The sequence below is a fragment of the Lentzea sp. NPDC036955 genome (genome assembly GCF_055608005.1).
In genome coordinates this window covers 292,618-319,407 of the sequence record NZ_JBVJRC010000003.1, presented here as the reverse complement: position 1 = coordinate 319,407, position 26,790 = coordinate 292,618, and the positions used below count along the sequence as shown (strand labels likewise).

At 69.9% G+C, this 26,790-nt stretch carries 29 protein-coding genes and 1 tRNA gene; 27 read left to right on the top strand and 3 right to left on the bottom strand.

The window, feature by feature from the left end; translation table 11 throughout:
* Positions 1-43: 43 nt before the first annotated feature.
* On the top strand, positions 44-784 hold the full coding sequence (locus ACZ7CF_RS10695) for an SDR family NAD(P)-dependent oxidoreductase (protein WP_470369466.1): 741 nt from the start codon (positions 44-46) through the stop codon (positions 782-784).
* Here the strand turns inward: ACZ7CF_RS10695 and ACZ7CF_RS10690 are convergent.
* Positions 769-1,470 carry an alpha/beta fold hydrolase gene (locus tag ACZ7CF_RS10690; RefSeq protein WP_470369465.1) on the bottom strand — a complete coding sequence of 234 codons (702 nt, stop codon included), beginning with the start codon at positions 1,468-1,470 and terminating at the stop codon, positions 769-771. The two genes, ACZ7CF_RS10695 and ACZ7CF_RS10690, sit on opposite strands and share 16 nt — an antisense overlap.
* 16 nt (positions 1,471-1,486) lie before the next feature.
* Here ACZ7CF_RS10690 and ACZ7CF_RS10685 point away from each other — a divergent pair, with 16 nt between their 5' ends.
* From ACZ7CF_RS10685 to ACZ7CF_RS10620, 14 genes are all read left to right on the top strand, one after another.
* Positions 1,487-2,707 carry a cytochrome P450 gene (locus tag ACZ7CF_RS10685; protein ID WP_470369464.1) on the top strand — a complete coding sequence of 407 codons (1,221 nt, stop codon included), beginning with the start codon at positions 1,487-1,489 and terminating at the stop codon, positions 2,705-2,707.
* 147 nt (positions 2,708-2,854) lie between these two features.
* Entirely contained in the window at positions 2,855-4,141 is a 1,287-nt protein-coding gene (eno, locus tag ACZ7CF_RS10680; protein WP_360385904.1) for a phosphopyruvate hydratase, read from the top strand.
* Between the two features lie 3 nt (positions 4,142-4,144).
* Entirely contained in the window at positions 4,145-4,639 is a 495-nt protein-coding gene (locus tag ACZ7CF_RS10675; protein WP_360385906.1) for an FtsB family cell division protein, read from the top strand.
* A 17-nt stretch (positions 4,640-4,656) separates the two neighbouring features.
* Positions 4,657-5,118 (top strand): DUF501 domain-containing protein, encoded by a 462-nt coding sequence (locus tag ACZ7CF_RS10670; RefSeq protein ID WP_360385908.1) that lies wholly within the window; start codon positions 4,657-4,659, stop codon positions 5,116-5,118.
* Between the two features lie 152 nt (positions 5,119-5,270).
* On the top strand, positions 5,271-6,593 hold the full coding sequence (locus tag ACZ7CF_RS10665) for a lytic transglycosylase domain-containing protein (protein ID WP_470369671.1): 1,323 nt from the start codon (positions 5,271-5,273) through the stop codon (positions 6,591-6,593).
* Positions 6,594-6,597: 4 nt separating this feature from the next.
* Positions 6,598-7,020 (top strand): Imm10 family immunity protein, encoded by a 423-nt coding sequence (locus tag ACZ7CF_RS10660; RefSeq protein ID WP_470369463.1) that lies wholly within the window; start codon positions 6,598-6,600, stop codon positions 7,018-7,020.
* A gap of 40 nt (positions 7,021-7,060) precedes the next feature.
* Positions 7,061-7,618 carry a GNAT family N-acetyltransferase gene (locus tag ACZ7CF_RS10655; protein ID WP_360385912.1) on the top strand — a complete coding sequence of 186 codons (558 nt, stop codon included), beginning with the start codon at positions 7,061-7,063 and terminating at the stop codon, positions 7,616-7,618.
* Positions 7,619-7,667: 49 nt separating this feature from the next.
* Positions 7,668-8,219, top strand: coding sequence for a GNAT family N-acetyltransferase (locus ACZ7CF_RS10650; protein WP_360385914.1), 552 nt, complete (start codon positions 7,668-7,670; stop codon positions 8,217-8,219).
* A gap of 3 nt (positions 8,220-8,222) precedes the next feature.
* On the top strand, positions 8,223-9,170 hold the full coding sequence (locus ACZ7CF_RS10645; protein WP_458429429.1) for a Ppx/GppA phosphatase family protein: 948 nt from the start codon (positions 8,223-8,225) through the stop codon (positions 9,168-9,170).
* 170 nt (positions 9,171-9,340) lie between these two features.
* A complete protein-coding gene (locus ACZ7CF_RS10640; RefSeq protein ID WP_360385918.1) occupies positions 9,341-10,960 on the top strand; it encodes a peptide ABC transporter substrate-binding protein in 1,620 nt (539 codons plus the stop codon).
* Between the two features lie 122 nt (positions 10,961-11,082).
* The gene (locus tag ACZ7CF_RS10635) at positions 11,083-12,012 is read left to right on the top strand and encodes an ABC transporter permease (RefSeq protein ID WP_470369462.1); all 930 of its coding nucleotides are present in this window, start codon (positions 11,083-11,085) and stop codon (positions 12,010-12,012) included.
* The gene (locus tag ACZ7CF_RS10630) at positions 12,005-12,979 is read left to right on the top strand and encodes an ABC transporter permease (protein WP_470369461.1); all 975 of its coding nucleotides are present in this window, start codon (positions 12,005-12,007) and stop codon (positions 12,977-12,979) included. Before ACZ7CF_RS10635 ends, ACZ7CF_RS10630 begins: the two co-directional genes overlap by 8 nt.
* Positions 12,980-12,989: 10 nt before the next feature.
* A complete protein-coding gene (locus ACZ7CF_RS10625; RefSeq protein WP_360385924.1) occupies positions 12,990-13,976 on the top strand; it encodes an ABC transporter ATP-binding protein in 987 nt (328 codons plus the stop codon).
* On the top strand, positions 13,969-14,964 hold the full coding sequence (locus ACZ7CF_RS10620; protein ID WP_360385926.1) for an ABC transporter ATP-binding protein: 996 nt from the start codon (positions 13,969-13,971) through the stop codon (positions 14,962-14,964). Before ACZ7CF_RS10625 ends, ACZ7CF_RS10620 begins: the two co-directional genes overlap by 8 nt.
* Before the next feature lie 129 nt (positions 14,965-15,093).
* On the opposite strand, the gene ACZ7CF_RS10615 is transcribed toward ACZ7CF_RS10620, so the two are convergent.
* Positions 15,094-15,522: a GNAT family N-acetyltransferase gene (locus tag ACZ7CF_RS10615; protein WP_458429427.1), complete on the bottom strand. Its 429-nt coding sequence runs from the start codon at positions 15,520-15,522 to the stop codon at positions 15,094-15,096.
* A complete protein-coding gene (locus ACZ7CF_RS10610) occupies positions 15,519-16,976 on the bottom strand; it encodes a S10 family peptidase (protein ID WP_360385930.1) in 1,458 nt (485 codons plus the stop codon). The genes ACZ7CF_RS10615 and ACZ7CF_RS10610 overlap by 4 nt, the downstream gene beginning before the upstream one ends.
* A 30-nt stretch (positions 16,977-17,006) precedes the next feature.
* On the opposite strand from ACZ7CF_RS10610, the gene ACZ7CF_RS10605 reads away from it, so the two are divergent.
* From ACZ7CF_RS10605 to ACZ7CF_RS10550, 12 genes are all read left to right on the top strand, one after another.
* The gene (locus ACZ7CF_RS10605) at positions 17,007-17,639 is read left to right on the top strand and encodes a uracil-DNA glycosylase (RefSeq protein WP_470369670.1); all 633 of its coding nucleotides are present in this window, start codon (positions 17,007-17,009) and stop codon (positions 17,637-17,639) included.
* A 62-nt stretch (positions 17,640-17,701) separates the two neighbouring features.
* Positions 17,702-18,832: a type IV toxin-antitoxin system AbiEi family antitoxin gene (locus tag ACZ7CF_RS10600; RefSeq protein ID WP_470369460.1), complete on the top strand. Its 1,131-nt coding sequence runs from the start codon at positions 17,702-17,704 to the stop codon at positions 18,830-18,832.
* Entirely contained in the window at positions 18,829-19,653 is an 825-nt protein-coding gene (locus ACZ7CF_RS10595) for a hypothetical protein (RefSeq protein WP_470369459.1), read from the top strand. The genes ACZ7CF_RS10600 and ACZ7CF_RS10595 overlap by 4 nt, the downstream gene beginning before the upstream one ends.
* A gap of 257 nt (positions 19,654-19,910) precedes the next feature.
* The gene (locus ACZ7CF_RS10590; RefSeq protein ID WP_470369458.1) at positions 19,911-20,516 is read left to right on the top strand and encodes a DUF4129 domain-containing protein; all 606 of its coding nucleotides are present in this window, start codon (positions 19,911-19,913) and stop codon (positions 20,514-20,516) included.
* Positions 20,513-20,863, top strand: coding sequence for a hypothetical protein (locus ACZ7CF_RS10585; RefSeq protein WP_470369457.1), 351 nt, complete (start codon positions 20,513-20,515; stop codon positions 20,861-20,863). Before ACZ7CF_RS10590 ends, ACZ7CF_RS10585 begins: the two co-directional genes overlap by 4 nt.
* Before the next feature lie 109 nt (positions 20,864-20,972).
* Entirely contained in the window at positions 20,973-21,914 is a 942-nt protein-coding gene (locus ACZ7CF_RS10580) for an AAA family ATPase (protein WP_360385936.1), read from the top strand.
* On the top strand, positions 21,911-23,140 hold the full coding sequence (locus ACZ7CF_RS10575; protein WP_470369456.1) for a DUF58 domain-containing protein: 1,230 nt from the start codon (positions 21,911-21,913) through the stop codon (positions 23,138-23,140). Before ACZ7CF_RS10580 ends, ACZ7CF_RS10575 begins: the two co-directional genes overlap by 4 nt.
* On the top strand, positions 23,134-23,595 hold the full coding sequence (locus tag ACZ7CF_RS10570; RefSeq protein WP_470369455.1) for a hypothetical protein: 462 nt from the start codon (positions 23,134-23,136) through the stop codon (positions 23,593-23,595). The genes ACZ7CF_RS10575 and ACZ7CF_RS10570 overlap by 7 nt, the downstream gene beginning before the upstream one ends.
* Positions 23,596-23,737: 142 nt before the next feature.
* Positions 23,738-25,063: an NAD(P)/FAD-dependent oxidoreductase gene (locus ACZ7CF_RS10565; protein WP_360385942.1), complete on the top strand. Its 1,326-nt coding sequence runs from the start codon at positions 23,738-23,740 to the stop codon at positions 25,061-25,063.
* 231 nt (positions 25,064-25,294) lie between these two features.
* Complete coding sequence (locus ACZ7CF_RS10560; protein ID WP_360385944.1) at positions 25,295-25,417, top strand: hypothetical protein; 123 nt, start codon at positions 25,295-25,297, stop codon at positions 25,415-25,417.
* Complete coding sequence (locus ACZ7CF_RS10555; RefSeq protein WP_360385946.1) at positions 25,414-26,517, top strand: ATP-grasp domain-containing protein; 1,104 nt, start codon at positions 25,414-25,416, stop codon at positions 26,515-26,517. Before ACZ7CF_RS10560 ends, ACZ7CF_RS10555 begins: the two co-directional genes overlap by 4 nt.
* Before the next feature lie 119 nt (positions 26,518-26,636).
* Positions 26,637-26,713: transfer RNA gene (locus tag ACZ7CF_RS10550), tRNA-Leu, on the top strand.
* The last annotated feature ends 77 nt before the right edge of the window (positions 26,714-26,790 follow it).

The following is a 26,790-nucleotide window of genomic DNA, read 5'->3' as shown; positions in this document are numbered from 1 at the left end:
GAAATTCACTGCTCGACCATCCGGCTGCGCCAAATTTGTGGACATGTCAACCAAGGAACTCGCAGGCAAGAAGGCACTCGTCACCGGAGCCACCTCGGGCATCGGCCGCGCGATCGCGGTCAGGCTCGCGGAGGCGGGTGCCACCGTCTACCTCACCGGCCGCCGCGCCGAGCTGGGCAAGGAGACCGTCGAGCTGGTCGAGAAGGCCGGCGGCACCGCGCACTTCATCGTCTCCGACGTCGGCGACCTCGACGACGTCCGCAAGCTCGCCCAGGAGGTCGGCGAGGTCGACGTCCTGGTCAACAACGCGGGCATCTTCCCGTTCTCCTCGACCCCCGAGCAGTCGGTGGAGACCTACGAGCAGGTGTTCGACGTGAACGTGCGCGGCACCTACTTCCTCACGGCCGCACTCGCCCCGGCGATGGTCGCGAAGAAGAAGGGCGCGATCATCAACATCTCGTCCATCGGCGCTGCTGCCGGCAACGCGGTCACGAGCGTGTACAGCGCCTCCAAGGCCGCGGTGGACGCGTTCACCCGCTCGTGGGCCGTCGAGTTCGGCGGGCACGGCGTCCGCGTCAACTCGGTGGCACCCGGCCCGGTCCGCACCGACGCCGCGGTCGTGCAGGCCGGTGAGGTGTTCGAGGAGTTCAGCGCGCAGCTGCCGCTGGGCCGCGTCGGCGAGCCGGAGGAGATCGCCGACACCGTGCTGTTCCTCGCGTCGGACCGGTCCAGCTTCGTGACCGGCGTGGTCCTTGCGGCCGACGGCGGCTACCTCGCGAGCTGAGCGAGCACGGGGGACAGGGACGAGGGCGACTCGACGTGCACGTTGTGGCCCGCGCCGGTGAACACCACCGGCTCGGGCACCAGCTCCTCCAGGTGCTCCCGGGGGCTCATCGGGTCGTTCTCACCCGCCGCCAGCACCACGTGCGCCTGCGCGGCCATGACCAGCCCGGCCATGTCCGGGCGGCCGACGCCGAACGCGCGCATGTCCAGCGCGGGCGCCCAGCCGCCGTCCACCTCGGTCACGCCGTGCCGCAGCGGCACGCCGGCCATCTTCGCGGCGCGGTCGGCGGCCTCCGCCTCGGTGCCGAAGACCTTGGCCGACTTGGCGGCGAGCGCGGCGGCCTTGGCCAGCTCCTCGTCGGTCCACCGCACCTTGACCCCGACGCCGACCGCGGTCGTGACCTCGACCCCGAACCAGCCGCTCGCCAGCGCCAGGCCGACCACACCGCCCAGCGAGTGGCCGATGACCGTGACGGGCTCGCGAGGGATCACGGTCGCGACGGAGGCCGCGAGAGAGCCGAACGAGTACCGGTCGAGGGGCGCGCTCCTGCCGTGACCGGGCAGGTCCGGCACGAGCCAGCTGCCGTGCCAGTCCGCGACGACCTGCTCCCAGACCTCACCGGTGGCACCGAGGCCGTGCAGCAGCACCAGCAGCGGTCCGTTCCCGCCACGTTCGACATGGAGCACGTCAGAATCCTGTTCTATGCGTACCGATGCCGAGCTGATCCTCGACCCGGACACATATACCTCCGGTGTCCCGCACGACGCACTCACCCGGCTGCGCGAAAAGAACGTGGTGCGCATCGACGACTTCTGGGCGGTGTTCCGGTACGACGACGTCCGGACGGTCCTGCGCTCGCCGGCCGTGTTCTCCTCGCACCGCGGCGCCACGCAGATCTGCGACCCGAGGCCGGACGACCTCGCCTACGTCCAGCGGATGATGCTCAACCAGGACCCGCCGGAGCACTCGCGGTTGCGGCGCATGCTGACCGGGGCGTTCACCCCGCGTGCGGTCGCGCGGCTGGAGGAGGGCATCCGGGAGAACGCCCGCCGCATCGTCGCCGAGCCGTCCGGTGACTTCGCCGCCGACGTCGCCGACCTGCCGCTGCTGACGCTCGCCGACGTCTTCGGCGTCCCGCGCCAGGACCGCGCGCTGCTCTACGACTGGAGCAACCGCGTGATCGGCTTCCAGGACGCCGAGTACGCCCTGTCCTCCAGCGACACGACCGGGATGACGGACATGGCGCTGGCGGCGCTGGAGCTGCGTCCCGACGACGGCCGTGACCCGCGCGCACGCAACGGCATGCCCGACCTCTACGCCTACGCGCACGCGTTGGGCGAGCACAAGCGTGCGCACCCGTCGGACGACGTGATCAGCAACCTCATGCGCGAGGACCTGTCAATCGAGGAGTTCGAGAACCTGTTCTGGCTGTTCTCCGTGGCGGGCAACGAGACCCTGCGCAACGGCATCCCGGGCGGGCTGATCGCCCTGCTGGAGCACCCCGGCCAGTACGACCGGCTGCGCGCCGACCGGTCGCTGCTCGGCACGGCGGTCGAGGAGGTGCTGCGGTGGTGGACGCCGGTGATGCACTTCCGCCGCACGGCCGTCCGCGACACGTCGCTGTCGGGCGTGGAGATCAGGGCGGGGGACAAGGTCGTCGTGTGGTTCTCGGCGGCCAACCGGGACGAGCGCGTGTTCACCGACCCCGGCCGGTTCGACGTGGGCCGCCGCGAGGCCGACCACCTGAGCTTCGGCCACGGCCCGCACTTCTGCCTCGGCGCGCAGCTGGCCCGCACCCAGCTGCGCGCGGTCTTCGAGGCAGTTCTGGACCTGCCCGGCCGGCTGCGGCTCGACGGCGAGGTCGTCCGGCTGCGGTCGAACTTCCAGAACGGCGTCAAGCACCTGCCGGTGTCGCTGTCGTAGCCGTGTACGGCACCGGGGCGCGTCTGGCACGATTCAGTAGACCGGCTCCGGCGGCCCGCTGTGATCTGACGGTGTCGAGCCCCGGTCGGTCACCTGGCCCAAGTAGGCTCGTCGCGAGACGAGACGCAGGAGAAACAGGGAGCGCAAGTGGCGGTCATCGAGCAGGTCGGAGCACGCGAGATCCTGGACTCGCGCGGCAACCCCACCGTCGAGGTCGAGGTGGCGCTGGACGACGGCACGCTGGAGCGCGCCGCCGTTCCGTCGGGTGCCTCGACCGGTGAGCACGAAGCGGTGGAGCTGCGCGACGGCGACGCCAAGCGGTACCTGGGCAAGGGCGTCGAGCGTGCGGTGACCGCGGTGCTCGACGAGATCGGCCCCGAGCTGGTCGGCATCGAGGCCGTCGAGCAGCGCGTCGTGGACCAGAAGCTCGTCGACCTGGACGGCACCCCGGACAAGGGCCGCCTGGGCGCCAACGCGATCCTGGGCGTGTCCCTCGCGGTCGCGAAGGCGGCGGCGACGAGCTCCGGCCTGGAGCTGTTCCGCTACATCGGCGGACCGAACGCGCACGTGCTGCCGGTCCCGATGCTGAACATCCTCAACGGTGGCTCGCACGCCGACACCGACGTGGACATCCAGGAGTTCATGATCGCGCCGATCGGCGCGGAGACGTTCCGCGAGGGCCTGCGCTGGGGCGCCGAGGTCTACCACGCGCTGAAGTCCGTGCTGAAGAGCAAGGGCCTCGCCACCGGCCTGGGCGACGAGGGCGGCTTCGCCCCCAGCCTCGGCAGCAACCGCGACGCGCTCGACCTGATCCTCGAAGCCATCGAGAAGGCCGGCTACCGCGCCGGCCGCGACATCGCGCTCGCACTCGACGTGGCCGCCACGGAGTTCTTCTCCGACGGCGCCTACACGTTCGAGAAGAACAAGCGCTCCGCCGAGCAGATGATCGGCTACTACTCCGAGCTGGTCCGCGACTACCCGATGGTCTCCATCGAGGACCCGCTGTCCGAGGACGACTGGGACGGCTGGGTGCAGATGACCGCCGAGCTGGGCGAGAAGGTCCAGATCGTCGGCGACGACCTGTTCGTCACCAACCCGGAGCGCCTGGAGGAGGGCATCTCCCGCCGCGCCGCCAACGCGCTGCTGGTGAAGGTCAACCAGATCGGCACGCTGTCCGAGACGCTGGACGCGGTCTCGCTGGCCACCTCCTACGGCTACAAGTCGATGATGTCGCACCGCTCGGGCGAGACCGAGGACACGACCATCGCCGACCTCGCCGTCGCGACCGGTGCCGGCCAGATCAAGACCGGTGCCCCCGCCCGCGGTGAGCGCACCGCGAAGTACAACCAGCTGCTGCGCATCGAGGAGAGCCTCGGCGACGCCGCGCGGTACGCGGGCGAGCTGGCGTTCCCCCGGTACACGCCGGAGGGCTGACGCATGGCTGAGCGCGCGCGCCGACCACGCCGCCCCCGTGCCGAACGGGAGGCGCGGCCCACCCGCGCGCGCAAGCCACCCCGTCCGAAGGGCCCCGCCCGCCGTTCCGACGGCACGGGCGGCGCCTTCGGGATGACCGGCACGCGGCGGGCCGCGATGTTCGCGATGGTGCTGTGCGCACTGGCGTTGAGCATCGCGGTCCCGCTGCGGACCTACCTGTCCCAGCGCGACGAGCTGCGCGACGCGAACGCGGAGTCCGACAAGCTGCGCGACCAGGTCGCCGCGCTGGAGCACCGCAAGGCGCAGCTGAACGACCCGGCGTTCGTGGAGATCGAGGCGCGCAAGCGGCTGCACTGGGTGCGGCCGGGCGAGACGCCGTACATCGTGCAGCTGCCGGGCGACGAGAACCGCAACACTGAATCGGAGCGTCCGTCGGGCAAGCCGTCGGCGAACCAGTCTTGGTACGAGGAACTTTGGCAATCGGTGACGCACAAGTAACTGCTGCTGACCTGGAAGTGGTCGCGAAGCAGCTGGGCCGGACGCCGCGCGGAACCCGCGCGATCGCGTCGCGGTGCCCCTCGGGACACCCGAACGTCGTGCAGACGCACCCGCGCCTGCCGGACGGGACGCCGTTCCCGACGATGTTCTACCTGACCTGTCCGAAGCTGAACTCCCTGGTCAGCACGCTGGAGGGCAACGGGCTGATGAGGGAGCAGACCGACCGGCTCGCGGAGGACCCCGAACTCGCCGCCGCCTATCAGCGCGCGCACGAGTCGTACCTCGCGGAGCGGGACGCCCTCGAACCGCTGGGCACCCAGGTCACCGCGGGCGGCATGCCCACGAGGGTCAAGTGCCTGCACGTGCACGTGGCCCACTCGCTGGCGAAGGGCCCCGGCGTCAACCCGTTCGGCGACGAGGCGCTGGCGGTCCTGCGCGAGCAGGCCCTGTGGCCGGTCGGTGACTGCGCGGCCGGTTAACGGTCAACGGAACCGAACAGGCGCTTCACTCCGTCTTGGGTACACCTGGGCTCGCGAGTGAGGCAGGCTGGGACCAGGGCAGCGAGGGGGCGCACGCCGTAACTGTCGGACGGCGCGCCGCGATGACGCACGAGAGGTGAGTATTCGTGGCAATGGCCAAACTGCGCGGTCCCGCGGCCCTGTCAGCCCGTCACAAGGGCTTCGCCGTGGCCGCACTGGCTGCCATGCTCGCGCCGGCGCTGATCGTGGGCACCAGGCTGGTCGACTGGGTCAACCTCTCCAAGCACACCGACATCGCGGTCTCCCTGGGCCCTGCCGACGTCTTCGGCGCCCTGCGGCGCGACCCGTCCGAGCTGGGCGCGACCGGCCGCCTGCCGTTGTCCGACGAGCTCAGCGCCGCGCTGCTGCTCGACCTGGAGGACGGCGACCTCGACGACCTCGACAACGACCCCGGCGTCATCGAGGACTTCCCCGGCGACCACGGCATCCCCGGCGTCGTGCTGGAGGCGTACCTGCGCGCCGAGGACAAGATGGCCACCATGGTCCCCGGCTGCAACCTCGACTGGGCCCTGCTCGCGGGCATCGGCAAGGTCGAGTCGAACCACGCCAACAACGGCCGCGTCAACGCCATCGGCGACGCCACCCCGAAGATCCTCGGCCCGGTCCTCAACGGCGCCCCCGGCATGGCCGCCATCCGCGACACCGACGGGGGCCGCCTCGACGGCGACGCCACCTGGGACCGCGCCGTCGGCCCCATGCAGTTCATCCCCGGCACCTGGGCGGGCTACAGCGCCGACGGCAACGACGACGGCGTCATCAACCCGAACAACGTCTACGACGCCGCCCTCGGCGCCGGCCGCTACCTCTGCGCGGGCGGCGGCGACCTGTCCCAGCCCTCCGCCCGCTCGGCCGCGATCTTCCGCTACAACAACTCGAACTCCTACGTCCGCACGGTCCTGCAGTGGGCCAAGCAGTACACCGACAACGTCGACACGCTGCCCCTGCTCCCCGACACCGGCAACAACGTGCAGAACCCGACGCCGGGCAACTCCGGTGACCCCGGCAACTCCGGGAACCCAGGCAACCCCACCACGTCGACCCCGCCGCCGTCGTCGTCCTCGAACCCGTCGACCCCGCCGTCGTCGTCGAACCCGTGCACGCCGCCGCCGACGACCTCTTCTTCCGCGCCCTCGTCGTCCACGCCGCCGTCCTCCTCGTCCGCGCCGTCGTGCCCGCCGTCCTCCTCGACGCCGCCGTCGTCCTCCTCGTCCACCCCGCCCTCGTCCTCGAACCCGCCCGCCCAGGAACCGTCGAACCCGCCGGCCGGGTCGTCGAGCCAGTCGCAGGGGACGACCACGCGGGTGGAGCCGACGACGACCGTCGAGCCGACCACTGCGGTGACGACGACGGCCGCGGCCAGCAGTGTCGTGCCGACCACGGGGGCGAGCGGTCCGGTCATGAGCACGACGACCTGATCCGTTGTCCCACTCCACCCTCGCGCTGCGCGCGGTCGAGGCCGGGTACTTCGAGGACCACGAAGACGAAGAGGCGATCGAGGTCGCGCTCACGGGGCTCGACGAGAGCGGACTCCGCCGGTCGTTCTCGTTCCAGCGGTCCTCGTACGACGAGCCGGACGAGCAGGACGTCGAAGTCGGCCTGGACTCCTACTGCGTCGTGACCGAACGCGGCCGCACCTGCTACGGGTGCCTGACCGCGGTCGGGTTCGGCACCGCGCGGCTCACGTTCGACTTCACCGCTGAGGATGCGGCAGCCCTCGACATCGCGACCCGCGTCGAGCTCGACCTGAGCGGCGTGGACCAGGACGTGCTCGCGGAGAAGCTGTGCAACGTCCTCGACTGGGGCGCGCAGGCCAAGCGGCCCGCCATCGTCGTCACCCCGTAATTCGTGCGGCGCCACCGGTGTTCCTTGGCAAGGTGTGACCGTGCGCCCTGACTACCCGATCAAGACCGACCGCCTCCTCCTGCGCCCCTTCACCCCGGCGGACCTCGACGACTACGCGGCTTACCGCACCGATCCCGAGGTCAACCGCTACCTCCTCACCGTGGTGACCGACCGCGCCGGGACCTCCGAGCTGCTCGCCAGGAAGGCCGCCCAGACCGAGCTGACCGGCGACGGCCAGGGGCTCTCCCTCGCCGTGCACTGGCCGGAGGCGGGGCGGGTGGTCGGCGACGTCGTCCTCAAGTGGCTGAGCGAGGAGCACCGGCAGGGCGAGATCGGGTACGTCTTCAACCCCGAGTTCCAGGGCAGGGGACTCGCGGGCGAGGCGGCGGGGGCGTTGCTGCGGTTCGGGTTCGAGGAGCTCGGGCTGCACCGGGTCATCGCCAGGGCCGCCCCGGGCAACGAGGCGTCGTGGCGGGTGATGGAACGGCTCGGGATGCGCAGGGAGGCCCACTACCGGCAGAACAGGGTGGTCAAGGGGGAGTGGGCCGACCTCTACACCTACGCGGTGCTCGCACAGGAGTGGCGGGCACGCCGCTGACACCGGAAAACCAGGAGGCACCGCCGGTGTTCCTTGGCAAGGTGTGACCGTGCGCCCTGACTACCCGATCAAGACCGACCGCCTCCTCCTGCGCCCCTTCACCCCCGCAGACCTCGACGACGTCCACGCCTACCGCCGCCTCCCCGAGGTCGCCCGCTACCTCTACGACGAGGCACTGACCCGCGACGAGACCGCGGAGAAGCTGCTCAGGTGGTCGGCCATGGACGAGCTCACCGGGGACGGCCAGTCGCTCGCCCTCGCCGCCGTGCTCGACGGCACGGTCATCGGCGAGGTCGACATCAAGTGGCTGAGCCGGGAGCACGCGCAGGGGGAGCTGGGGTACATCTTCAACCCGGAGTTCCAGGGCAGGGGGTACGCGCGGGAGGCGGCCGAGCAGATGCTCCACCTCGCCTTCGAGCAGGTGCGGCTGCACCGGGTGATCGCGCAGTGCGACCCGCGCAACGAGCCGTCGTGGCGGTTGATGGAACGGCTCGGGATGCGCAGGGAGGCGCACTTCCGGCAGAACGAGGTCTTCAAGGGCGAGTGGGGTGACCTCTTCGTCTACGCCATGCTTGCCGAAGAACACCGAAACGAGGAGTGAGCCATGGCGCGGGTTGCCGCTGTCGACTGCGGGACCAACTCGATCCGGCTGCTGGTCGCTGACGTGACCACGCGGGACGACGGCACGGTGTGGCTGCGGGACGTGCACCGCGAGATGCAGGTCGTCCGGCTCGGGCAGGGGGTCGACGCCACGGGGCGGCTGCACCCCGACGCGATCAAGCGCACGAAGGACGCCCTGCTGGACTACGCGCGCACGATGCAGCGCAAGGGCGTGGAGCGCGTGCGGATGGTGGCCACGAGCGCCACGCGGGACGCGAGCAACCGGGACGACTTCTTCGGCATGACCGAGGAGGTGCTCGGGGCGCCGGCGGAGGTGATCTCCGGGGACGAGGAGGCGCGGCTGTCCTACCTCGGCGCGGTCGCCGACCTAGACCCGGACGGGGGACCCTTCCTCGTCACCGATCTGGGTGGTGGCAGCACCGAGTTCGTCCTCGGCAGCGGTGCGGAGGTCGAGGCGGCGCGGTCGATGGACATCGGTTGCGTGCGGCTGACCGAGCGGTTCCTCCACTCCGACCCGCCCGAGAAGGGCGAGGTCGACAAGGCGGAAGCGTTTGCGCGCGAGCAGGTCCAATTGGCCTTCGAAACAGTTCCGGTCGAGAAGACGCGCACGTGGATCGGCGTTGCCGGAACGGTCACGACGTTGTCCGCCCTGGTCCAGGGGTTGGCGGTGTACAACAGCGACGAAATCCACCTCTCCCGCATCACACTTGACAATGTTCGTGAAATCACTGACAGTGTTCTCTCCATGACGCATGATGAACGGGCCGGGTTGGGACCCATGCATCCCGGCCGGGTGGACGTCATCTGCGGTGGAGCGATCGTTCTGCGCGCGATTGCCGAGGAGCTGCACAATCGCGCGGGAACTGACGTGCTCGTTTGCAGCGAGCACGACATCCTCGACGGCATCGCGTTTTCGCTGGTCCAGCGCTGAATTAAGGTCGACTTGAGACGATCGTGACGAGTTTGTGACCGGTTTCAGTGCGCGTACTCCTGGACACCCCGGTTAACGTCCTCTCACGTTTTGGGAGGTGGACGAGACCTCCCGGGGAGGCGTGCGCCCGCACCACTTGCGGCGCCGCCGGGAATAGGCGGGAGAGATTGATGTCGCGATCACGGGTTGCGTGGGTGGCTCTGCCGGCCGCGCTGGCCATGACGCTCAGCGCGTGCGGCGGGGGTGGCGGTTCGTCCACCTCCGAGGGCAAGGAGAACCCCGAAGGCACGGTGTCCATCTACGGCACCGAGCCCAAGAGCACGCTGTTCCCGGCCAACACGACCGAGGCCGGTGGCTCCAAGGTCACCGAGGCCCTGTTCGCGCGCCTCGTGGACTACGCGCCGGAGGACGGCAAGCCCACCAACCTCATGGCGGAGTCGATCGAGTCGACCGACGCCAAGGTCTACACCGTCAAGATCAAGCAGGGCTGGAAGTTCCACGACGGGACCGAGGTCAAGGCGAAGAACTTCGTCGACGGCTGGAACTGGTCGGCCAACGCGAACAACGCGCAGCAGGCCGCCTCGTTCTTCTCGGTCATCCAGGGCTTCAAGGACGTGCACCCGGCTGACGAGGCCGCGAAGCCGACCGCCGACAAGATGTCCGGCCTCGAGGTCGTCAGCGACTACGAGTTCAAGGTCACGCTCAACGCGCCGACCTCGGTCTTCACCACCATGGTCGGCTACCTGCCGTTCTCGCCGCTGCCGGACGCGTTCTTCGCGGACCCCAAGGCGTTCGAGGCCAAGCCGATCGGCAACGGCCCGCTGAAGTTCGTCTCGCGCACGCCGAACTCGCTCATCAAGCTCGACCGCTTCGACGACTACAAGGGCGAGAAGGTCCACTTCAAGACCCTCGACATCAAGATCTACTCCAGCCAGGAGACCGCCTACCAGGACCTGGTGGCCGGCAAGCTGGACTTCATGGAGGCCCTGCCCCCGTCGGCCAAGGTCGGCGAGAAGTACAAGGCGGACCTCGGTGACCAGGTCCTGACCGCGAACCTGCTGGGCCAGAGCGCGATCGCCCTGCCGTACTACGTCCCGGCGTTCAAGGACAACGTGAAGCTCCGCCAGGCCATCTCCATGGCCATCAACCGCGAGCAGATCACCAAGACCGTCCTCGCCGGCTCCTTCACGCCGTCCGACGGCTGGGTCTCGCCCGGCATCAACGGCTACCGCAAGGGCGTCTGCGGCGAGTACTGCACGTACAACCCGGAGAAGGCGAAGCAGCTCCTGCAGGAGTCCGGCTTCACCGGCAAGCTGACCATCCAGTCCAACCAGGACGGTGGCCGCAAGGAGCCGCTCGAGGCGGCCTGCAACAGCATCAAGCAGGCGCTGGGCGTGGAGTGCGAGTTCGTCGGTGCCACCAACTTCGGTGCGTTCCGCCAGATCGTCGACGGCAAGCAGCTGACCGGCATGAGCCGTTCCGACTGGTCGGCCGACTACCCGTCGATCGAGAACTTCCTCAACCCGCTGTACCGCACCGGTGGTTCGTCCAACGACTCGAACTACTCGAGCCCGGTGGTCGACAAGCTCCTGGAGCAGGCCGACGGCACCGCGGACGAGGCCGCCGCGATCAAGCTGTACCAGCAGGCGGAGGACCAGATCGCGAAGGACATGCCGTCCATCCCGACCTGGAACGAGAAGGGCATCGGCGGTCGTTCGAAGAACCTGCTCGCCGCCAAGCTGACCTTCAAGCGTGACGCCGACCTCGCGTCGTTCCGCGTCAAGGGCTGACAGCCGAACACCCGTTGTGAGCAGCTAGCACGATCCGGCCTCGCGTCCACTGAGCGTCACGGGCGCGGGGCCGGAGCGGTGTTCAGGCTCAGACGCCCCCCACCACGCAAGGAGCCGACCTCATGGGTCGCTATGTGCTGCGCCGTCTGCTGCAGCTGATACCGGTCTTCCTGGGGACCACCTTCCTGATCTACGCCCTCGTCTGGGCGATTCCGCAGGACCCGTTCGCCGGCAAGTGCGGCCAGCGTCCGTGCGACCCGTCCTACGTCGCCGAGATGAGCGAGAAGCTCAACCTGAACGACCCGCTGGTCGTCCAGTACTTCAAGTACCTGGGCAACCTGGTCGTCGGTGACTTCGGCACCACCTTCAACGGCGTGTCCGTCGGCGAGCAGATCGCCACCTCGTGGCCCATCACGCTGAAGATGGGCATCATCGCGCTGATCATCGAGGCGGTCATCGGCATCATCGCCGGTGTCCTCACCGGTCTGCGCAAGTCCGGCTTCCTGGACAACCTGGTCCTGATCTCGACGCTGTTCCTGATCTCGCTGCCGGTGTTCGTCACCGGTTTCGTGCTGCGCCTGTACCTCGGCCCGCAGGGCTTCGACTTCATGGACACCTCGGTCAGCTCCGACCCGACGTTCGGTGAGCTGATCCTGCCCGGCTTCGTGCTCGGCAGCCTCTCGATGGCCTACGTCGCCCGCCTGAGCCGCAGCAGCATCGTGGAGAACCGCCGGTCCGACTACGTGCGCACCGCGGTCGCCAAGGGCCAGCCGCAGTCCCGCGTCGTCGGCGTCCACCTGCTGCGCAACTCGCTGATCCCGGTGATCACGTTCCTCGGCACCGACCTCGGCAGCCTCATGGGTGGCGCGATCGTCACCGAGGGCGTCTTCAACATCAACGGCATCGGCGGCCTGATCTTCCGCGGCATCCAGGAGAAGGAAGGCGTCATGGTCACGGGCATCGTGACCCTGCTGGTGCTCGTGTACCTGCTGATGAGCCTGCTCGTCGACCTCCTGTACGCCGTTCTCGACCCGAGGATTCGCTATGAGTGACCCAGGATCCGTGTCCGGTGGAGCCGGACTCGAGGCGTCCGCGGCGGCCGGTGTCGACCAGCTCAGCCACGTCGACGACTCGTCGCAGAAACAGCGCAAGCCCCGCTCGCTCTGGAGCGACGCGTGGGGCGAGCTGCGGCGCAAGCCCACGTTCATCATCTCGCTGGTCATCATCGCGGTCGTCGTGCTGATGGCGATCTGGCCGACGCTGTTCACGTCGGTCGACCCGCGCGCGGCGAACCTCGACAAGTCGCTGGCGCCGCCGTCGGGTGACGCCTGGTTCGGCTACGACCTGCAGGGCTACGACGTCTACGCCCGTGCCATGCACGGCGCCCGCGCGTCGCTGCTCGTCGGCATCTTCGCGACCCTGCTGACCGTGCTGATCGGTTCGACCGTCGGCATCATCGCCGGGTACGCGAAGACCTGGATCGACAGCGTGCTGTCCCGGTTCGCCGACATCTTCGCCGGCATCCCGTTCGTGCTCGGCGCGATCGTCATCCTGACCACGCTGAACGCCCCGACCGAGAACCCCGGTGTGGTCAAGATCGTCACGCAGGTGGTGCTCTCGATCGCGGTGCTGTCGTGGCCGGTCGCGATGCGCATCATGCGGTCCGCGACGCTCGTGGCCAAGCAGCAGGACTACGTCAAGGCGGCCCGCGGTCTCGGCGCCTCGCCGATCCGCATCGTGTTCCGGCACCTGCTGCCGAACACGGTCGCGCCGGTGCTCGTGTACGCGACGATCGCGCTGGGTGCCTTCATCGGCGCCGAGGCGACGCTCGCGTTCCTCGGCATCGGCCTGCGCCCGCCGGTCGTGTCGTGGGGCGTGATGATCTCGGAGTCCCGCGACTACTTCCAGGCGGCACCGCACATGCTGCTGTTCCCCGCGGGCTTCGTGACGGTCACCGTCCTGGCCTTCGTCATGCTCGGCGACGCCGTGCGCGACGCACTCGACCCCAAGTCCCGATAGGGGAGATCTCGTGACTCAGCCACTGCTGGAGGTCGAGGATCTCCACGTGGAATTCCGCACCCGCGACGGTGTCGCGAAGGTGCTCAACGGCGTGTCCTACCACGTCTCCGCCGGCGAGACCCTGGCCGTGCTGGGGGAGTCCGGTTCCGGCAAGTCCGTGACCGCCCAGACCATCATGGGCATCCTGGACATGCCGCCGGCGTTCATCACCAACGGCACCATCAAGTTCCGCGGCGAGGACCTGCTGACCAAGTCGGCGGAGGACCGCAGGCAGGTCCGCGGCGAGGGCATCGCCATGATCTTCCAGGACGCCCTCTCCGCGCTGAACCCGGTCTTCACCGTCGGGTTCCAGATCGAGGAGCAGCTCAAGGTCCGCCGCGGCATGTCCAAAGCGGACGCCCGCAAGCGCGCCGTCGAGCTGCTCGACCAGGTCAAGATCCCGAACGCCAAGGGACGGGTCAACGACTACCCGCACCAGTTCTCCGGCGGCATGCGGCAGCGCGCGATGATCGCGATGTCGCTCGCGCTCGACCCGGAGCTGCTGATCGCGGACGAGCCCACGACCGCACTGGACGTCACGGTGCAGGCCCAGATCATGGACCTGCTCGCGGAGATCCAGAAGGAACGCGACATGGGCATGATCCTGATCACCCACGACCTCGGCGTCGTCGCCGACGTCGCGGACCGGATCTCGGTCATGTACGCGGGCCGCATCGTCGAGCACGCCGACGTCTACGAGCTGTTCCGCGCGCCGGGGCACCCGTACACCGAGTCGCTGCTCGAGTCCCTGCCCCGCGTGGACCTGCGCGGCCAGGAGCTCAAGACGATCAAGGGTCTGCCGCCGTCGCTGACCAACATCCCGCCCGGCTGCCCGTTCAACCCGCGCTGCCCGCGCGCGTTCGACCGGTGCGTCACCGAGGTCCCCGCCGTGCACAACCTCGGCATGGGCCGCACCAGCCGGTGCCACATCGCGGAGGAGGTCGTCGCTCGTGGCTGAGCCGATCCTCGAGGTGGAGAACCTCGTCAAGCACTTCCCGGTCCGCGTCGGCGTGCTGTTCAAGCGCACCGTGGGCCACGTCAAGGCCGTCGACGGCGTCTCGTTCTCGCTCGGCAAGGGCGAGACCCTGGGCGTCGTGGGCGAGTCCGGCTGCGGCAAGTCCACGCTGGCCCAGGTGCTGATGCGCCTGGAACCGCCGACGTCGGGCATCGCGCGCTTCGAGGGCCGCGACATCTTCGGCATGAAGGGCGCGGAGCTGCGCAAGCTGCGCCGCGACATCCAGATCGTGCTGCAGGACCCGTACACGTCGCTGAACCCGCGCATGACGGTCGGCGACATCGTCGGTGAGCCCTACGAGATCCACACCGAGGTCGCGCCCAAGGGCGACCGGCAGCGGAAGGTCCAGGAGCTCCTGGAGATCGTGGGCCTCAACCCGGAGCACATCAACCGGTACCCGCACCAGTTCTCCGGCGGCCAGCGCCAGCGCATCGGCATCGCGCGGGCACTGGCGCTGAAGCCCAAGGTGATCGTGTGCGACGAGCCGGTGTCCGCGCTCGACGTGTCGATCCAGGCGCAGGTCATGAACCTGCTGGGCGACCTCCAGCAGGAGATGGGCCTGTCGTACGTGTTCATCGCACACGACCTGTCCGTCGTGCGGCACCTGTCGGACCGCGTCGCGGTGATGTACCTCGGCAAGATCGTGGAGATCGGCACCGAGGAGCAGATCTACGAGCACCCGACGCACCCGTACACGCAGGCGCTGCTGTCCGCGGTGCCGGTGCCGGACCCGACCCAGCGCGGCCGGCGCGACGTCATCCGGTTGACCGGTGACGTGCCGTCGCCGATCGACCCGCCGTCGGGCTGCCGGTTCCGCACGCGGTGCTGGAAGGCGCAGGACATCTGCGCCACCGAAGTGCCCGAGCTCGTCACGCGGGTCGCGAACCACCCGTCGGCCTGCCACTTCGCCGAGGAGCGCGCGGTCGTCTGACCGCCGTTCCCAGGTGCACGCGGGGAGCTTTCGTACTCTTCTGGGGTACGGGGGCTCCCCGCGTGCGTTTCTGGGGTACGGGGGCTCCCCGCGTGCGTTTCTGGGGTACGGGGGCTCCCCGCGTGCGCTTCAGGGCCGGGCGAGGTGGGTGATCGACACGCCGGGGGCGACCTCGTGCGTGCCGGTTTCGACGAAACCGCGGCCGCGGTACAGGCGCAGGGCGGGCTCGTTGCGGGTGCCGGTGCTGACCGACTGCGGCCCCTCCGGCAACGCGTCGAGCAGCTTCGTCGCGATGCCGCGGCGGTGCGCCCGCGGGTGCACGACCAGCCGGTGGATGTCCACCGTGGACCCGTCGAGCACGTAGGACACCGCGCCCGCGAGACCTTCGCCGTCGTACAGCCCGAGGAACGTCTCACCGCACGCGCGCAGCTCGTCGAGCGACTCGTGCAGCGGCGGGATGCCGTCGAAGCCGATCAGCTCGGCCTCGACGGCGTACGCCAGCCGTTGCACCGTCCACAGCTCGCGCAGGACGGTGTCGTCGGTCAGGTCCAGGATCACGTGTTCGACGAGTTCCGGACGAACGCGGCCAGGTCCTCCGACTGCTGGATGCGGCTGGGCTCGTGCACGTACATCATGTGGCCGGCCGGGTAGTAGGCCGACTCGATGTTCGCGGTGAGCTCCTTCGGGATCTGCAGGTGCGCGATCAGGTGCTCGGCGGCGAAGTACGGCGTGGCGCCGTCGTACCAGCCGAACGCCACGTGCACCTTCAGGTGCGGGTTCGAGCGCATCGCGGCCGAGAGCTTGCCCGCCGTGGTGACGTGCCGGCCCTCGAACTCCTTGTAGGACCACTGCTCGATGACCCGCGAGAGCACCTCGTAGGGCAGGTCGCTGGAGTACCCCAGCTCGGCGTGCAGGTAGTGGTTGAGCACCGCCGCGTACGGGCCGAGGATGGCGTCGATGGACGGGTCCGCGGAGATCTCCTCGCGGCCGTAGTCCTTGTCCCACCCGGTGAACCTGGCGTCGATGCGGCCGACGGTCTTGCGGTCCTTGCGCAGCAGCTCGGTGAAGAACCGGATGTGCTCGATGCGCAGGTCGACCGCGTCCACGTACTCCTCGGACAGACCGGTGAGGTGCGCGATCCTGCTGATCGCCGCCGCGCGCTCGTGGTCGGGCAGGCGGTTGCCGCGGGCCAGCGCGTACGGGTAGTCGCGCGAGGCGAACTCCTCGGCCTCGGCGAGCACCTCCTTGAGCGGCCGGTCGCCGTGCAGGCCGTGGTAGTGCGCGATCGCCGCGTACGTCGGCAGGTAGAGCGCGTAGGCCAAGTCGTGGCCCTCGTTGAACTGCAGCGTCGCGAAGTCCAGCACCGACGAGATCAGCATGAGCCCGTTGAGGTACATGCCGTGCTTCTTCTGCAGGTGCTCGGCCAGCCCCGCCGCCCGCAGCGTGCCGTACGACTCGCCGCACAGGAACTTCGGCGACATCCACCGCCCGTTGCGCGCGGTCCACAGCCGGATGATCTCCGCGATGGAGTCGATGTCGGGCTGGTAGCCGTGGTAGTCGCCCGGCTTCTGCCCCTCGGCGGCCCGCGAGTAGCCCGTCGACACCGGGTCGATGAACACCAGGTCGCTCTCGGCGAGCAACGTCTCCTCGTTGTCCGCGATGCCGTACGGCGGCGGCGTGAGGTTGCCGACGTCGCCCGACAGCACCCGGCGCGGTCCGAGGAGACCCATGTGCAGCCACACGCTGGCACTGCCGGGACCACCGTTGAACGCGAACGTGACCGGCCGCTTCAACGGGTCGGCGCCGTCCAGCGTGTAGGCGGTCAGGAACACCTCCGCCTTCGGCTTGTGACCCTCGAAGACGCCGTCCTTGAGCACCTCCTCCCTGAGCACGACACGCCCGGTGGTGGCGGTGTAGTTCAGCTCCCGGCCCTTGACGGTGGTGCTGTGCTGGGTGGTGACCAGATCATCGGCAGGAGATACTGGCTTCTCTTCGGTCTTCTCCTCGGACATGGGAGCAACACTACGGAACTCGACGATCGAATAACGTCCTGTCGAGCGTGCCCCCGCCTGGTCGCCTGGCGCGAAACCGCCGCGCGCACCAAACGCGCCGCCTTCCGCGACCAGGTCTACTGGGGCCGCCCGGTCCCCGGCTTCGGCCCGATGGACGCCTCCGTCCTCATCGTCGGCCTGGCCCCCGCGGCCCACGGCGGCAACCGCACGGGCCGCATGTTCACCGGCGACGCGTCCGGCGACTTCCTGTTCCGCGCGCTGTACGAGGTGGGCCTCGCCTCCCAGCCCACCAGCACCTCCCGCGACGACGGCCTGGAGCTCCACGGCCTGCGGATGGCCTCCCCGGTGCGGTGCGCGCCGCCGGAGAACAAGCCGACGACGGAGGAACGCGACCGGTGCCTGCCGTACCTGCGGGAGGAGATGGCGCTGCTGCCGAACCTGCGTTCCGTCGTGGTGCTGGGCGCGTTCGGGTGGAAGGCGTTCCTGCCTCTGGTGGGTGGTCCGCCGGTGAAGTTCGGGCACGGGGTGGAGGTGGAGGCCGGTGGGGTGCGCGTGTTCGGCTGCTACCACGTGTCGCCGCACAACACCTACACCGGGCGGTTGACGCAGGAGATGCTGCAAGGGCTGCTGCTGCGGGCCAAGGAGCACGCGGGGCTGAGCTGACCAGCCGGACGTGTGACGGCAATGGTCGCCTTGGAGCTGTTCCACGAATTAGCATGTTCCAGGTGTCACGGAACGGCGAGGAACGCGGAACAACCACAGTTGAGCTGGTCGGCTCCTTCGAGCGGCTGGTTCGCTCCTTGCTGCCGTCCACGTGGTCAGTGCGGCATGAACTGCATCCGCGCGCTTCCGGAGTTCAACGCCTTTTCGAGGCTGATGCGGGAGTGGTGGTCACGGCACCGGACGGGACGAGCGTGATGGTCTTGGTCGAGTGCAAGGGCGTGGTCGTGCCGCGGGACGTCGCGCGGATCGCCAAGAAGTTGGACGCGCACACAGCGGCCGTGTCAGGCCATCGCATTCCTGTTCGCGGGGCGGTGGTCGCCACGCCGTTCGTGTCGCCGACCACGCGCGCGCAGCTCGACCAGCACGGGATCGGCTGGTTCGACCTCACCGGGAACCTGCGCGTGCGGCTCGACGAGCCCGTGGTCTTCCTCGACCGGGCCGGAGCCGAGCGCAGCGGGTTCCGCGATCCCGCCGATCGACTGCTCAAGTCCCTCCGCGGGCCTGCCGCCGCCAAGGTCGTGCTCGAACTCGCCGAAACCGCGGTGCCGGTGCGCGTCCGCGAACTCGCGGAGCGCGCGGAGGTCGGCGTGGCCACGAGCGCCAGGGTGTTGGAGCTGCTGGATCGTGAAGCAGCGATCACCAGGAGCGAGGACGGCGCTGTCGTCGCGGTCCGCAAACGACTGCTACTCAAGCGCTGGGCGCAGGACTACAACGTCATGACTTCGAACGAAGTGATCACGACGCTGGACCCGAGGGGACTGAGCCACGCGCTGAAGTCGTTGGCAGGCCTCAAGACCCCAGTCGTCGTCACCGGTTCGGCAGCGGCGCGGGCATATCTGCCTGACCACGTGACACCTGTGTCACCGATCGTATCGCTGAGCCTGTACGCCGAGGACCCCCTCGAACTGATGAAGCAGCTCGGCTTGAGAGCTGCTGATCGTGGAGCCAACGTGCTCGTCATGAGGCCGTACGACGAGGTCGTCCAGCGCAGGTCACGCCTTGTCGACGGCATCGAGTACGCACCACCTGCCCAGGCTGTGGCGGATCTGCTGACAGGACCTGGGCGGTCGACCGAAGAGGCCGAGCAGCTGATGGCGGCGCTCGCCCTGAGCGAACCGGGTTGGGAAGGATGATCCCGCAGGAGTACGTCGAGGCGCGGTCGGTGCTCCTCGACGCCCTGGAAGGGCTGGGACCACACCGGGAAGCGCTCGTTCTGGTTGGCGCACAGGCGGTCTACCTGCACACGGACATTGCGGACTTCGTGACGGCGCCCACCACCACAGACGCGGACCTCGCGCTCGTTCCCGGATGGCTCGCGGACGAGCCGTCGATCGTCGACGCGATGCACGCGGCCGGGTTCTTCCCAGGTGGGCAACCCGGTAGCTGGAGGGGCCGCGGCGACATCACGGTCGACCTCATGGCTCCAGAGGCCCTGTGCGGCGCAGGAGGTCGGAGGTCCGCTCACTTGCGGCCACCGCACCAGGCCACGGCGACGGCTCGCCGAACGCCCGGACTGGAACCCGCGGTGGTGGACAACGAGGTCCGCTTGATCCGGGCCTTCGACCGCGCCGACGCCAGGGCGTTCGAGATCAAGGTGGCGGGACCGGCCGCTCTGGTCGTCTCCAAGGTGGTCAAGATCGCCGAACGGCGTGGGCAGCAGCCGCATCGGTTGAAGCCGAAGGACGGGCTCGACGTGCTTCGGCTGCTCCGCTCCGCCGACCTGCCGGCGCTGGCCGCGAGTTTCACGACGATCGCGTCGCACGACCTGTCGCGTGCCGTGGTCGCGGGTGCCGTCGAGGACCTCCGCGAGCTGGCGTCCACACCAGAGGACCTGCTCCCGCGTCTGGCGGCGGACGCGGAGAGGGGCTTCAGCGATCCGGACGAGATCAAGCTGTCGATGGTGCTGCTGGTCGGCGACCTCCTGGAGGAGTTCCGCCGTCTGCACCGCGGATGACCGGCCGCTGAACGCGTTGACCGTCCGCCACGAGGACGGCACGCTGCTCGGCCACCCGCTGTACGAGGAGTTCGGCGAGCCGCTGTGTGCCGGGCTGCGGCTGTTGGACCTGGCCGGGGTGGCGGGTCGAGTTCTGGAGGACCGGCACGAAGAGCACACCCGGCGCTGCGCGGGCTTTGCGGTGTTCCCGCGGGACCGACCGGCTCGATCCTGCGAACCGGTGGGGAAACGCGCGCGGGCGTGCGACGCTGGCGCGCATGAGGTGGTGGCGGGCCGGTGTGGCCGTCGCGGCGCTGCTGGTCGTGGCCGCCGCGGCGAGCGGGGCGTCGCCGGTGCGGTTCGTGCCGCGCACCGGCTCCTCGCCGCCGCGGCCCGCCGACAACTCGCTGCCGGTGGACCTGCAGGTGCCCGGTGAGCTGCCGGACGTGGTGGCGGTGCCGTTCACGGTGTTCCTGTTCGTGCTGCTGGTGCTCGTCCTGTTCGGACTGGTCGGCCTCGTGCTCGCGGTCGAGCTGCCGCGGTGGCGCCGGCGCGGGGGCACCCGCGGGGTCGAGGTGGGGGACACCGCGCTGCCGCCGGAGCAGGCGCTCGTCCGGCGGGTCGAGAAGGCGTTGCAGGAGTTCACCGGGCACCCGGACCGGCCGCCGCGGGACGCCGTCATCGCTGCCTGGCTGGCGCTCGAAGGAACGCGCACGCGCGAGCCGCACCAGACGCCGACGGAGTTCACGAGGGGCCTGGGCGTCGACGCCGACGTGCTCAGGGGCCTCTACCAACGCGCGCGGTTCGGGCACGAGGACGTCACCGCCCAGCAGGCGCGCGCCGCCAGGGACGAGCTGGACCGCATCATCAGGGAGCTCGCGTGAGGACCGTTCTCGCACTGGGCGCCGGGGTCGTCATCGGCGGCGTGCTGTGGTGGCTGGGCGCCACGCCGCTCTGGGCGACCGCGCTCGCCGTGCCGCCCGCCGCGTTCGCCGTGCTGGTCACCCGGCTGCCCAGGGCCACCGACGTGCTGTGGAGCGCGGGACCGCAGGTGCCGGGCTCGATCAGCACCGCCCACGCCAGCACGCTCGCGAGCAGGCTGGAGGAGGCCGCGGGGGATCAGACCCGGTTCGACGAGCGGTTCCGCGCGCGGTTGCGGCGGCTCGGCGTCGACGCCGACCGCATGCCGGACCCCGCGGACCTCGCGGACCGGCTCAGGAGGGTCGAGTGAGGGTCCGGGAGACCGGCACGCACGGCGTGTGGCTGCCCGAGGCCCTGCCGGCGCTGCGGCGCGTGCGGAGCACCGGGGCCGCGGCGGACGAACCACCCGGGAGGGGCGAGTGACGATCGAGCTGGAGGCCGAGGCCGTTCTCGACGAGATCGGCCGGGTCGTGGTCGGGCGGGGGCGCACGGTGCGGCTCGCGCTCGCGGCGGTGCTGGCCGGTGGCCACGTGCTGCTGGAGGACGTGCCGGGGCTGGGCAAGACGCTGATCGCCCGGTCGCTCGCGCAGGCGCTCAGCCTCGACTTCCGGCGCCTGCAGTGCACGCCCGACCTGCTGCCCGCCGACGTCACCGGGTCGTTCCTCTACGACCCCGGCACGCGCGAGTTCGAGTTCCGCGAGGGGCCGGTGTTCACCGGGCTGCTGCTGGCCGACGAGATCAACCGCACGCCGCCCAAGACGCAGTCGGCGTTGCTGGAGGCCATGCAGGAGCGGCAGGTCACGGTCGAGGGCCGCACGTTCGCGCTGCCGGCGCCGTTCCACGTGCTGGCCACCTCCAACCCGGTGGAGTACGAGGGCACCTACCCGCTGCCGGAGGCGCAGCTCGACCGGTTCCTGGTGCGGCTCGACATCGGCTACCCGCCGGTCGACGAGGAGGTCGAGGTCCTGCGCAGGCGCATCGCCCGGCAGCGCGAGGACGCCGAGGTGCCGCCGGTGCTGGCCCCCGGCCGGCTCGCCGAGCTGCAGCGGGAGCTCGAACTGTCCACTGTGGACGAAGACGTGCTGCGGTACTGCGTCGACCTGGCCCGCGCGACGCGGCAGCACCCGTCGGTCGAGGTCGGAGCCTCCCCGCGGGGCGCGCAGGGGCTCGTGCTCGTCGCCCGCGCACTGGCCACCCTGGACGGACGCGGCTACGTGCTGCCAGAGGACGTCAAGGAGTGCGCCGTCGCGGTCCTCGCGCACCGGCTCGTGCTGAAGCCGGAGACGTGGACCTCCGGCGTGAGCGGCGTGCAGGTCGTGACCGAGCTGCTCGGCAGGGTGCCGGGACCACCGAGCGCATGAGCAGGGCCGACCGGGTTCGCAAGGCGTTCGCCGCCTCCCACGGCGCGCACTGGCACCCCACCGACGCCTATGCGCGGGCGGTGTGGCTGGGCCTCGGGCTGGTGCTGGCCGGACTGTTCCTGCACGAGGTGGAGCTCGTCCTGTTCGGCACCCCGCTCGTGCTGTCGGTGCTGCTCACGACCAGGCCGAAGGGCACACCGACGGTGCAGGTCCGGCCCGTCCCGCGCGGTGCGGGCGCAGGGCTCGTGCACACCGTCGCCCACGTCGAGGGCGCCGACGCCGAGATCGCCGTCGTGAAGCTGCCGGGCAAGGTCGTCGCGCTGCCCGCCGAGGTGCCCGACCTGCCCGTCGAGGTCCGCCGCGACGCCTGGGGACCCGGCGTCGACCTGCGGCTCGACCACCTCTTCGCCGGACCGGACGGCCTGCACGTCCACGGCCCGGTCGTCGGCGTCGAGCACGTCCGCACGATCCTGCCGCCGGTCGAGCACCACCCGGCCGGCCCGTTGCCGCCGCGCCCGGCCGGCCTGGTCGGCGTCCACCGCTCACCGCGCCCCGGCGACTCGACCGAGCTGCGCGACATCCGCGCGTTCCAGCCCGGCGACCGGCTGCGGCGGATCGACTGGCGGGTCACCACCCGCACCGGCGCGTTGCACGTCCGCGAACGACACGCGGAGGCCGACGCGGAGGTGGTGCTGGCGGTGGACACCAGGACCGACCTCGGCGCCGAGGTCGGCGGGTGGGCGTCGGTCCGCCACGGCGCCACCACCCGCCCGGACGGCAGCCTGGACCGCTCGGTGCGCGGCGCCGCGTCGATGGCCGCCGGGTACCTGCGGCAGGGCGACCGGGTGGCGCTGGTGGACCTGGGCCGCCCGCAGCTCAACGTCCGCTCCGGCGTCGGGCGCCGCCACCTGATGCGCATCCGCACGCAGCTCGTCGTGTGCGCGCAGGCCGCGGGGTGGTCGGCCAAGCCCGTGCTGCGCGCCCTCCCGCACGGCTGCGTGGTCGTGCTGCTGTCGCCGTTCATCGACGACGACATCGCCGACCTGGCCGTGCAGACGGCGAAACGCGGTCACCTGGTGCTGGCGGTCGACACGCTGCCCTCGCCGCTCGAACCCGACCGCGAGACGCCGTGGGGCGAGGTGGCGGCGGAGCTGATCGCCGCGGAGCACCGCGTGCGGCTGCGGCGGATGGCGCGGCACGGCGTGAGGGTGACGAGCGGATGCTGATGCGGCTCGCGCTCGTCCTGGCCGCGCTCCCGGTGGCCCTGATCCTCAACGCCGAAGCGGACTCGATCGTGCCGCTGGTCGTCGTCGCGGGGCTGACCGCGTTGTCGGTGTTCCTGCCGGCGAGCGCGGGACCGGCGTTGCTCATCGGGTACGCGGCGGTCACGATGGCGTTCGGGGACGGGCACCCGCTGCGGCTCGGGGTGCTGGTGATGATCCCGTTGTTGCACCTCGTTCACGTGACGTCCGCGCTCGCGGCGGTCGTTCCGGTGAAAACGAATGTGGAACCCGCCGCGCTGAAAGCACCGGCACGCCGGTTCGCCATTGTCCAGACGATCACATTCGTTGTTGCGGCGTTCACCGCGTTCATCCCATCAGGGACTCGGACCGGGCTCGTGGAACTGCTCGGCCTGGGCTCTCTGACGGTGCTCATCGGGGTCGTCGCACTGAGGATCTGAACCGTTCCTCTCAGCGAGAACCGGTCGAACCGGGCTCTCGGCGCAGGTCAGTGCCGAGGGTGTCCGGCATCACCCGGCGACGGTAGTCACAACGGCCCCTCCGGACGCGCGAAAAATGGGGTCGTGGTGCAACCATGTGTGTATGGCTGCTGTGAAGTCGCAACCCACGCGAATCGTCATTGTCGGCGGTGGGTACGTCGGGATGTACACGGCTCTCGGACTGCAGAAGAAGCTGCGTTCCGGTGAGGCGTCGGTCACCGTCATCGACCCGCAGCCGCACATGACCTACCAGCCCTTCCTGCCAGAGGCGGCGGCCGGCTCCATCGAGCCGCGCCACGTCGTCGCCCCCCTGCGCAAGGTGCTCAAGCGCTGCCACGTCGTCACGGGCCGCGTCACCAAGATCGAGCACGCGCGCAAGATCGTGACCGCCGAGCTGTCGGACGGCCACGTCGAGGAGATCGAGTACGACGTGCTCGTCTCCGCGTTGGGTGCGATCTCCCGCACGCTCCCGATCCCCGGCCTGGCCGAGGTCGGCATCGGCATGAAGACGATCGGCGAGGCGATCTACGTCCGCAACCACGTGCTGTCGCGCCTGGACCAGGCCGCCAGCACGAACAACGCGGACCTGCGCAAGAAGCTCCTGAGCTTCGTCGTGATCGGTGGTGGCTTCGCGGGCATCGAGACGCTCGCCGAGCTTGAGGACATGACGCGGTATGCGCTCAAGTACTACGAGGGCATCAAGCCCGAAGAGATGAACTGGGTCCTCGTCGAGGCGATGGGCCGGATCATGCCCGAGGTCTCCGCGAAGCTCGGTGCGTGGACGGTCGAGGCGCTGGAGAAGCGCGGTATCAAGATCTACCTCGACACCCGCGTGAAGTCGCTGGAGAACGGGCACGTCGTCCTCGACGACGGCACCGAGTTCGACTCCGACACGATCATCTGGACCGCCGGCATGAAGGCGAACCCGGTGCTGCGCAACACCGACCTGCCGCTCGACGAGCGCGGTCGCGTCCGCTGCACCGCCGCCATGCAGGTGCAGGGCCTCGAAGGCGTGTGGGCCGCCGGTGACTGCTCCGCGGTGCCGGACCTCTCGCGCACCGACGAGGACCCGACGGCGACGTGCGTGCCGAACGCGCAGCACGCCATCCGCCAGTCGAAGCTGCTCTCCAAGAACATCGTCGCGTCGCTGCGCGGCCAGAAGCCGAAGGACTACTTCCACAAGTACCTCGGCTCGGTCGCCGGCCTCGGCCTCTACAAGGGCGTCGCGGACGTGTTCGGCCTGCGCTTCAAGGGCCTGCCGGCGTGGTTCATGCACCGCAGCTACCACGTGGCGTTCATGCCGACCGTGAACCGCAAGCTCCGCGTGCTGATGGACTGGACGCAGGCGCTGTTCTACGGCCGCGAGGTCGTGGCGCTCGGCCAGATCAACGACCCGAAGTCGGACTTCGACCGCGCGGTCCAGAGCTGATCCTGGTTCGGTCCAGTGGGCCGAACGCGTGACCGCCACTCGCTGTGAGTGTGAAGATGCCCCGGACGACACCTCGTCCGGGGCACTCTTATGGCCCAGAGGCGGAACTTGAGCGCCCAATCGGAGTAAAGCGCTGACGCCTGCCTTGACATTGCGTTACGTGAACTTGAGACTACGGCTGGTGCATCACCTGAATGCGTGGTGCGCCCGTGTGGGAAAGAGGTGATCCCGATGTCTCTCGAGGAGCTGGCCGCACAGCTTCGTCGCGGCGAGATCGAGGACCCCGCGTTGGCGCGGTACGCCGCGGAGTACGCACAGGCGGGGAAGAGTTTCAGCAGCAAGAAGGACGATTGAGCAGGTCGGCTGACGGGCGGGTGCCGAGTGCCCCGTCCGAGGCTGCCAGACCACTGCTGCTGCAGGGTCAGGACTACCTCTTCCGCTCTCCTCCCAAGTGCCTGGACTTCCAGGAGCAGGTCCACCGCCTCGGCATGGTCGACGAGGGCGACGGGAACCCCCAGCCGTGCGTGCTGGTCCTGGCGCGCGCCGCCGACATGGAGATGAACGAGCTCTCCATCGCACTGGCCGAGCGCGGCATCCGGATGGCCCGCATCGACGCCGACCGCTGCGTCGACCTCCCGTTGTCGGTCTACACCGACCAGCCCCTCGTCGAGCTCGACCGCTGGCTGCTGCGCCCCCTGCTGGTCTGGCGCCGCCACTTCGAGCTCTCCGCGGTCCCCGTCGAGCCCGGCACCCTCGCCGGCGCCTACGCGGTCGATCAGTGGGCCTCAGTGGCCAACTGGCTGTCCTCCCGCTCCGACTGGGCCCACGTGAACCCCTCGCGCTTCTCGACGCACCTGGACCGCCTCACGCAGCTCTCCGACGCCGCCGCGTTCGGCCTGCGCGTGCCCCGCACCGCCGTGACGACCCGCCCCGGCCGCACCCGCCCCGGCGGTGGCCGCTGCATCGTCAAGACCGCGGGCCGCCACCTGCTCGAACCCCGCCCCGGCGTCCAGCACGGCCTGTTCCCGCGCCCGCTGGAGACCTCCAGGGCCTCCGACGCCCCCGAACCCGCCCCGGTGATCGTGCAGGAGTACGTCCCCTCCGACACCGAGCTGCGCGTCTTCGTGATCGGCGAACGCTGCATCGCCTACCAGGTCGACAAGCTCGACCCGGCCCAGTTGTGGGTGGACCCGGACGCCGTCCGCGTGACCCCGACCTCGGTCCCCACCTCGCTGTCGGACCGCCTGCTGGCACTGGCCCGCCACTGGCGCGTCCAGGTCGCCGCCTTCGACCTCCTCGTCACCGGCCGCGACCACGTGTTCCTGGAGATCAACGTCAACTGCGACTGGCGCTGGTTCGAACACCGCGCCGGCGACAACTCCGTGTCCGCCGCCGTCCACGACTGGGTCGCGCTGCGCTTCAAGGAGCTGCTCGGAGCGGGGAGGACGCGCTGATGTTCGGGTCCGTTCGATGCTTAGCCGGATGCTCGCTCTAGTCCAATTCACTGGGCCGCTCGGGCGAGAAACGACCATCCGCGCACACAAGCCGACGATCAAGGCCTAGGCTCCCCGTCGCCCCCGTAGCCCAATCGGTAGAGGCAGGTCCCTTAAAAGGATCACAGTACGGGTTCGAATCCCGTCGGGGGCACCATGCGCATCACCCGGTCGACCACGGCGTTGACCAGCGCGACCGTGCCGCAGAGTTGATCTTGTAACCGTCGGTGACAC

Excerpts from the sequence above, each read along its gene's own strand:
- ACZ7CF_RS10695 (WP_470369466.1), top strand. The coding sequence starts at position 44 with ATGTCAACCAAGGAACTCGCAGGCAAGAAGGCACTCGTCACCGGAGCC.
- ACZ7CF_RS10685 (WP_470369464.1), top strand. The coding sequence starts at position 1,487 with ATGCGTACCGATGCCGAGCTGATCCTCGACCCGGACACATATACCTCC.
- ACZ7CF_RS10675 (WP_360385906.1), top strand. The coding sequence starts at position 4,145 with ATGGCTGAGCGCGCGCGCCGACCACGCCGCCCCCGTGCCGAACGGGAG.
- ACZ7CF_RS10665 (WP_470369671.1), top strand. The coding sequence starts at position 5,271 with ATGGCCAAACTGCGCGGTCCCGCGGCCCTGTCAGCCCGTCACAAGGGC.
- ACZ7CF_RS10645 (WP_458429429.1), top strand. The coding sequence starts at position 8,223 with ATGGCGCGGGTTGCCGCTGTCGACTGCGGGACCAACTCGATCCGGCTG.
- ACZ7CF_RS10640 (WP_360385918.1), top strand. The coding sequence starts at position 9,341 with ATGTCGCGATCACGGGTTGCGTGGGTGGCTCTGCCGGCCGCGCTGGCC.
- ACZ7CF_RS10635 (WP_470369462.1), top strand. The coding sequence starts at position 11,083 with ATGGGTCGCTATGTGCTGCGCCGTCTGCTGCAGCTGATACCGGTCTTC.
- ACZ7CF_RS10630 (WP_470369461.1), top strand. The coding sequence starts at position 12,005 with ATGAGTGACCCAGGATCCGTGTCCGGTGGAGCCGGACTCGAGGCGTCC.
- ACZ7CF_RS10610 (WP_360385930.1), bottom strand. The coding sequence starts at position 16,976 with ATGTCCGAGGAGAAGACCGAAGAGAAGCCAGTATCTCCTGCCGATGAT.
- ACZ7CF_RS10595 (WP_470369459.1), top strand. The coding sequence starts at position 18,829 with ATGATCCCGCAGGAGTACGTCGAGGCGCGGTCGGTGCTCCTCGACGCC.
- ACZ7CF_RS10590 (WP_470369458.1), top strand. The coding sequence starts at position 19,911 with ATGAGGTGGTGGCGGGCCGGTGTGGCCGTCGCGGCGCTGCTGGTCGTG.
- ACZ7CF_RS10575 (WP_470369456.1), top strand. The coding sequence starts at position 21,911 with ATGAGCAGGGCCGACCGGGTTCGCAAGGCGTTCGCCGCCTCCCACGGC.
- ACZ7CF_RS10570 (WP_470369455.1), top strand. The coding sequence starts at position 23,134 with ATGCTGATGCGGCTCGCGCTCGTCCTGGCCGCGCTCCCGGTGGCCCTG.
- ACZ7CF_RS10565 (WP_360385942.1), top strand. The coding sequence starts at position 23,738 with ATGGCTGCTGTGAAGTCGCAACCCACGCGAATCGTCATTGTCGGCGGT.
- ACZ7CF_RS10560 (WP_360385944.1), top strand. The coding sequence starts at position 25,295 with ATGTCTCTCGAGGAGCTGGCCGCACAGCTTCGTCGCGGCGAGATCGAG.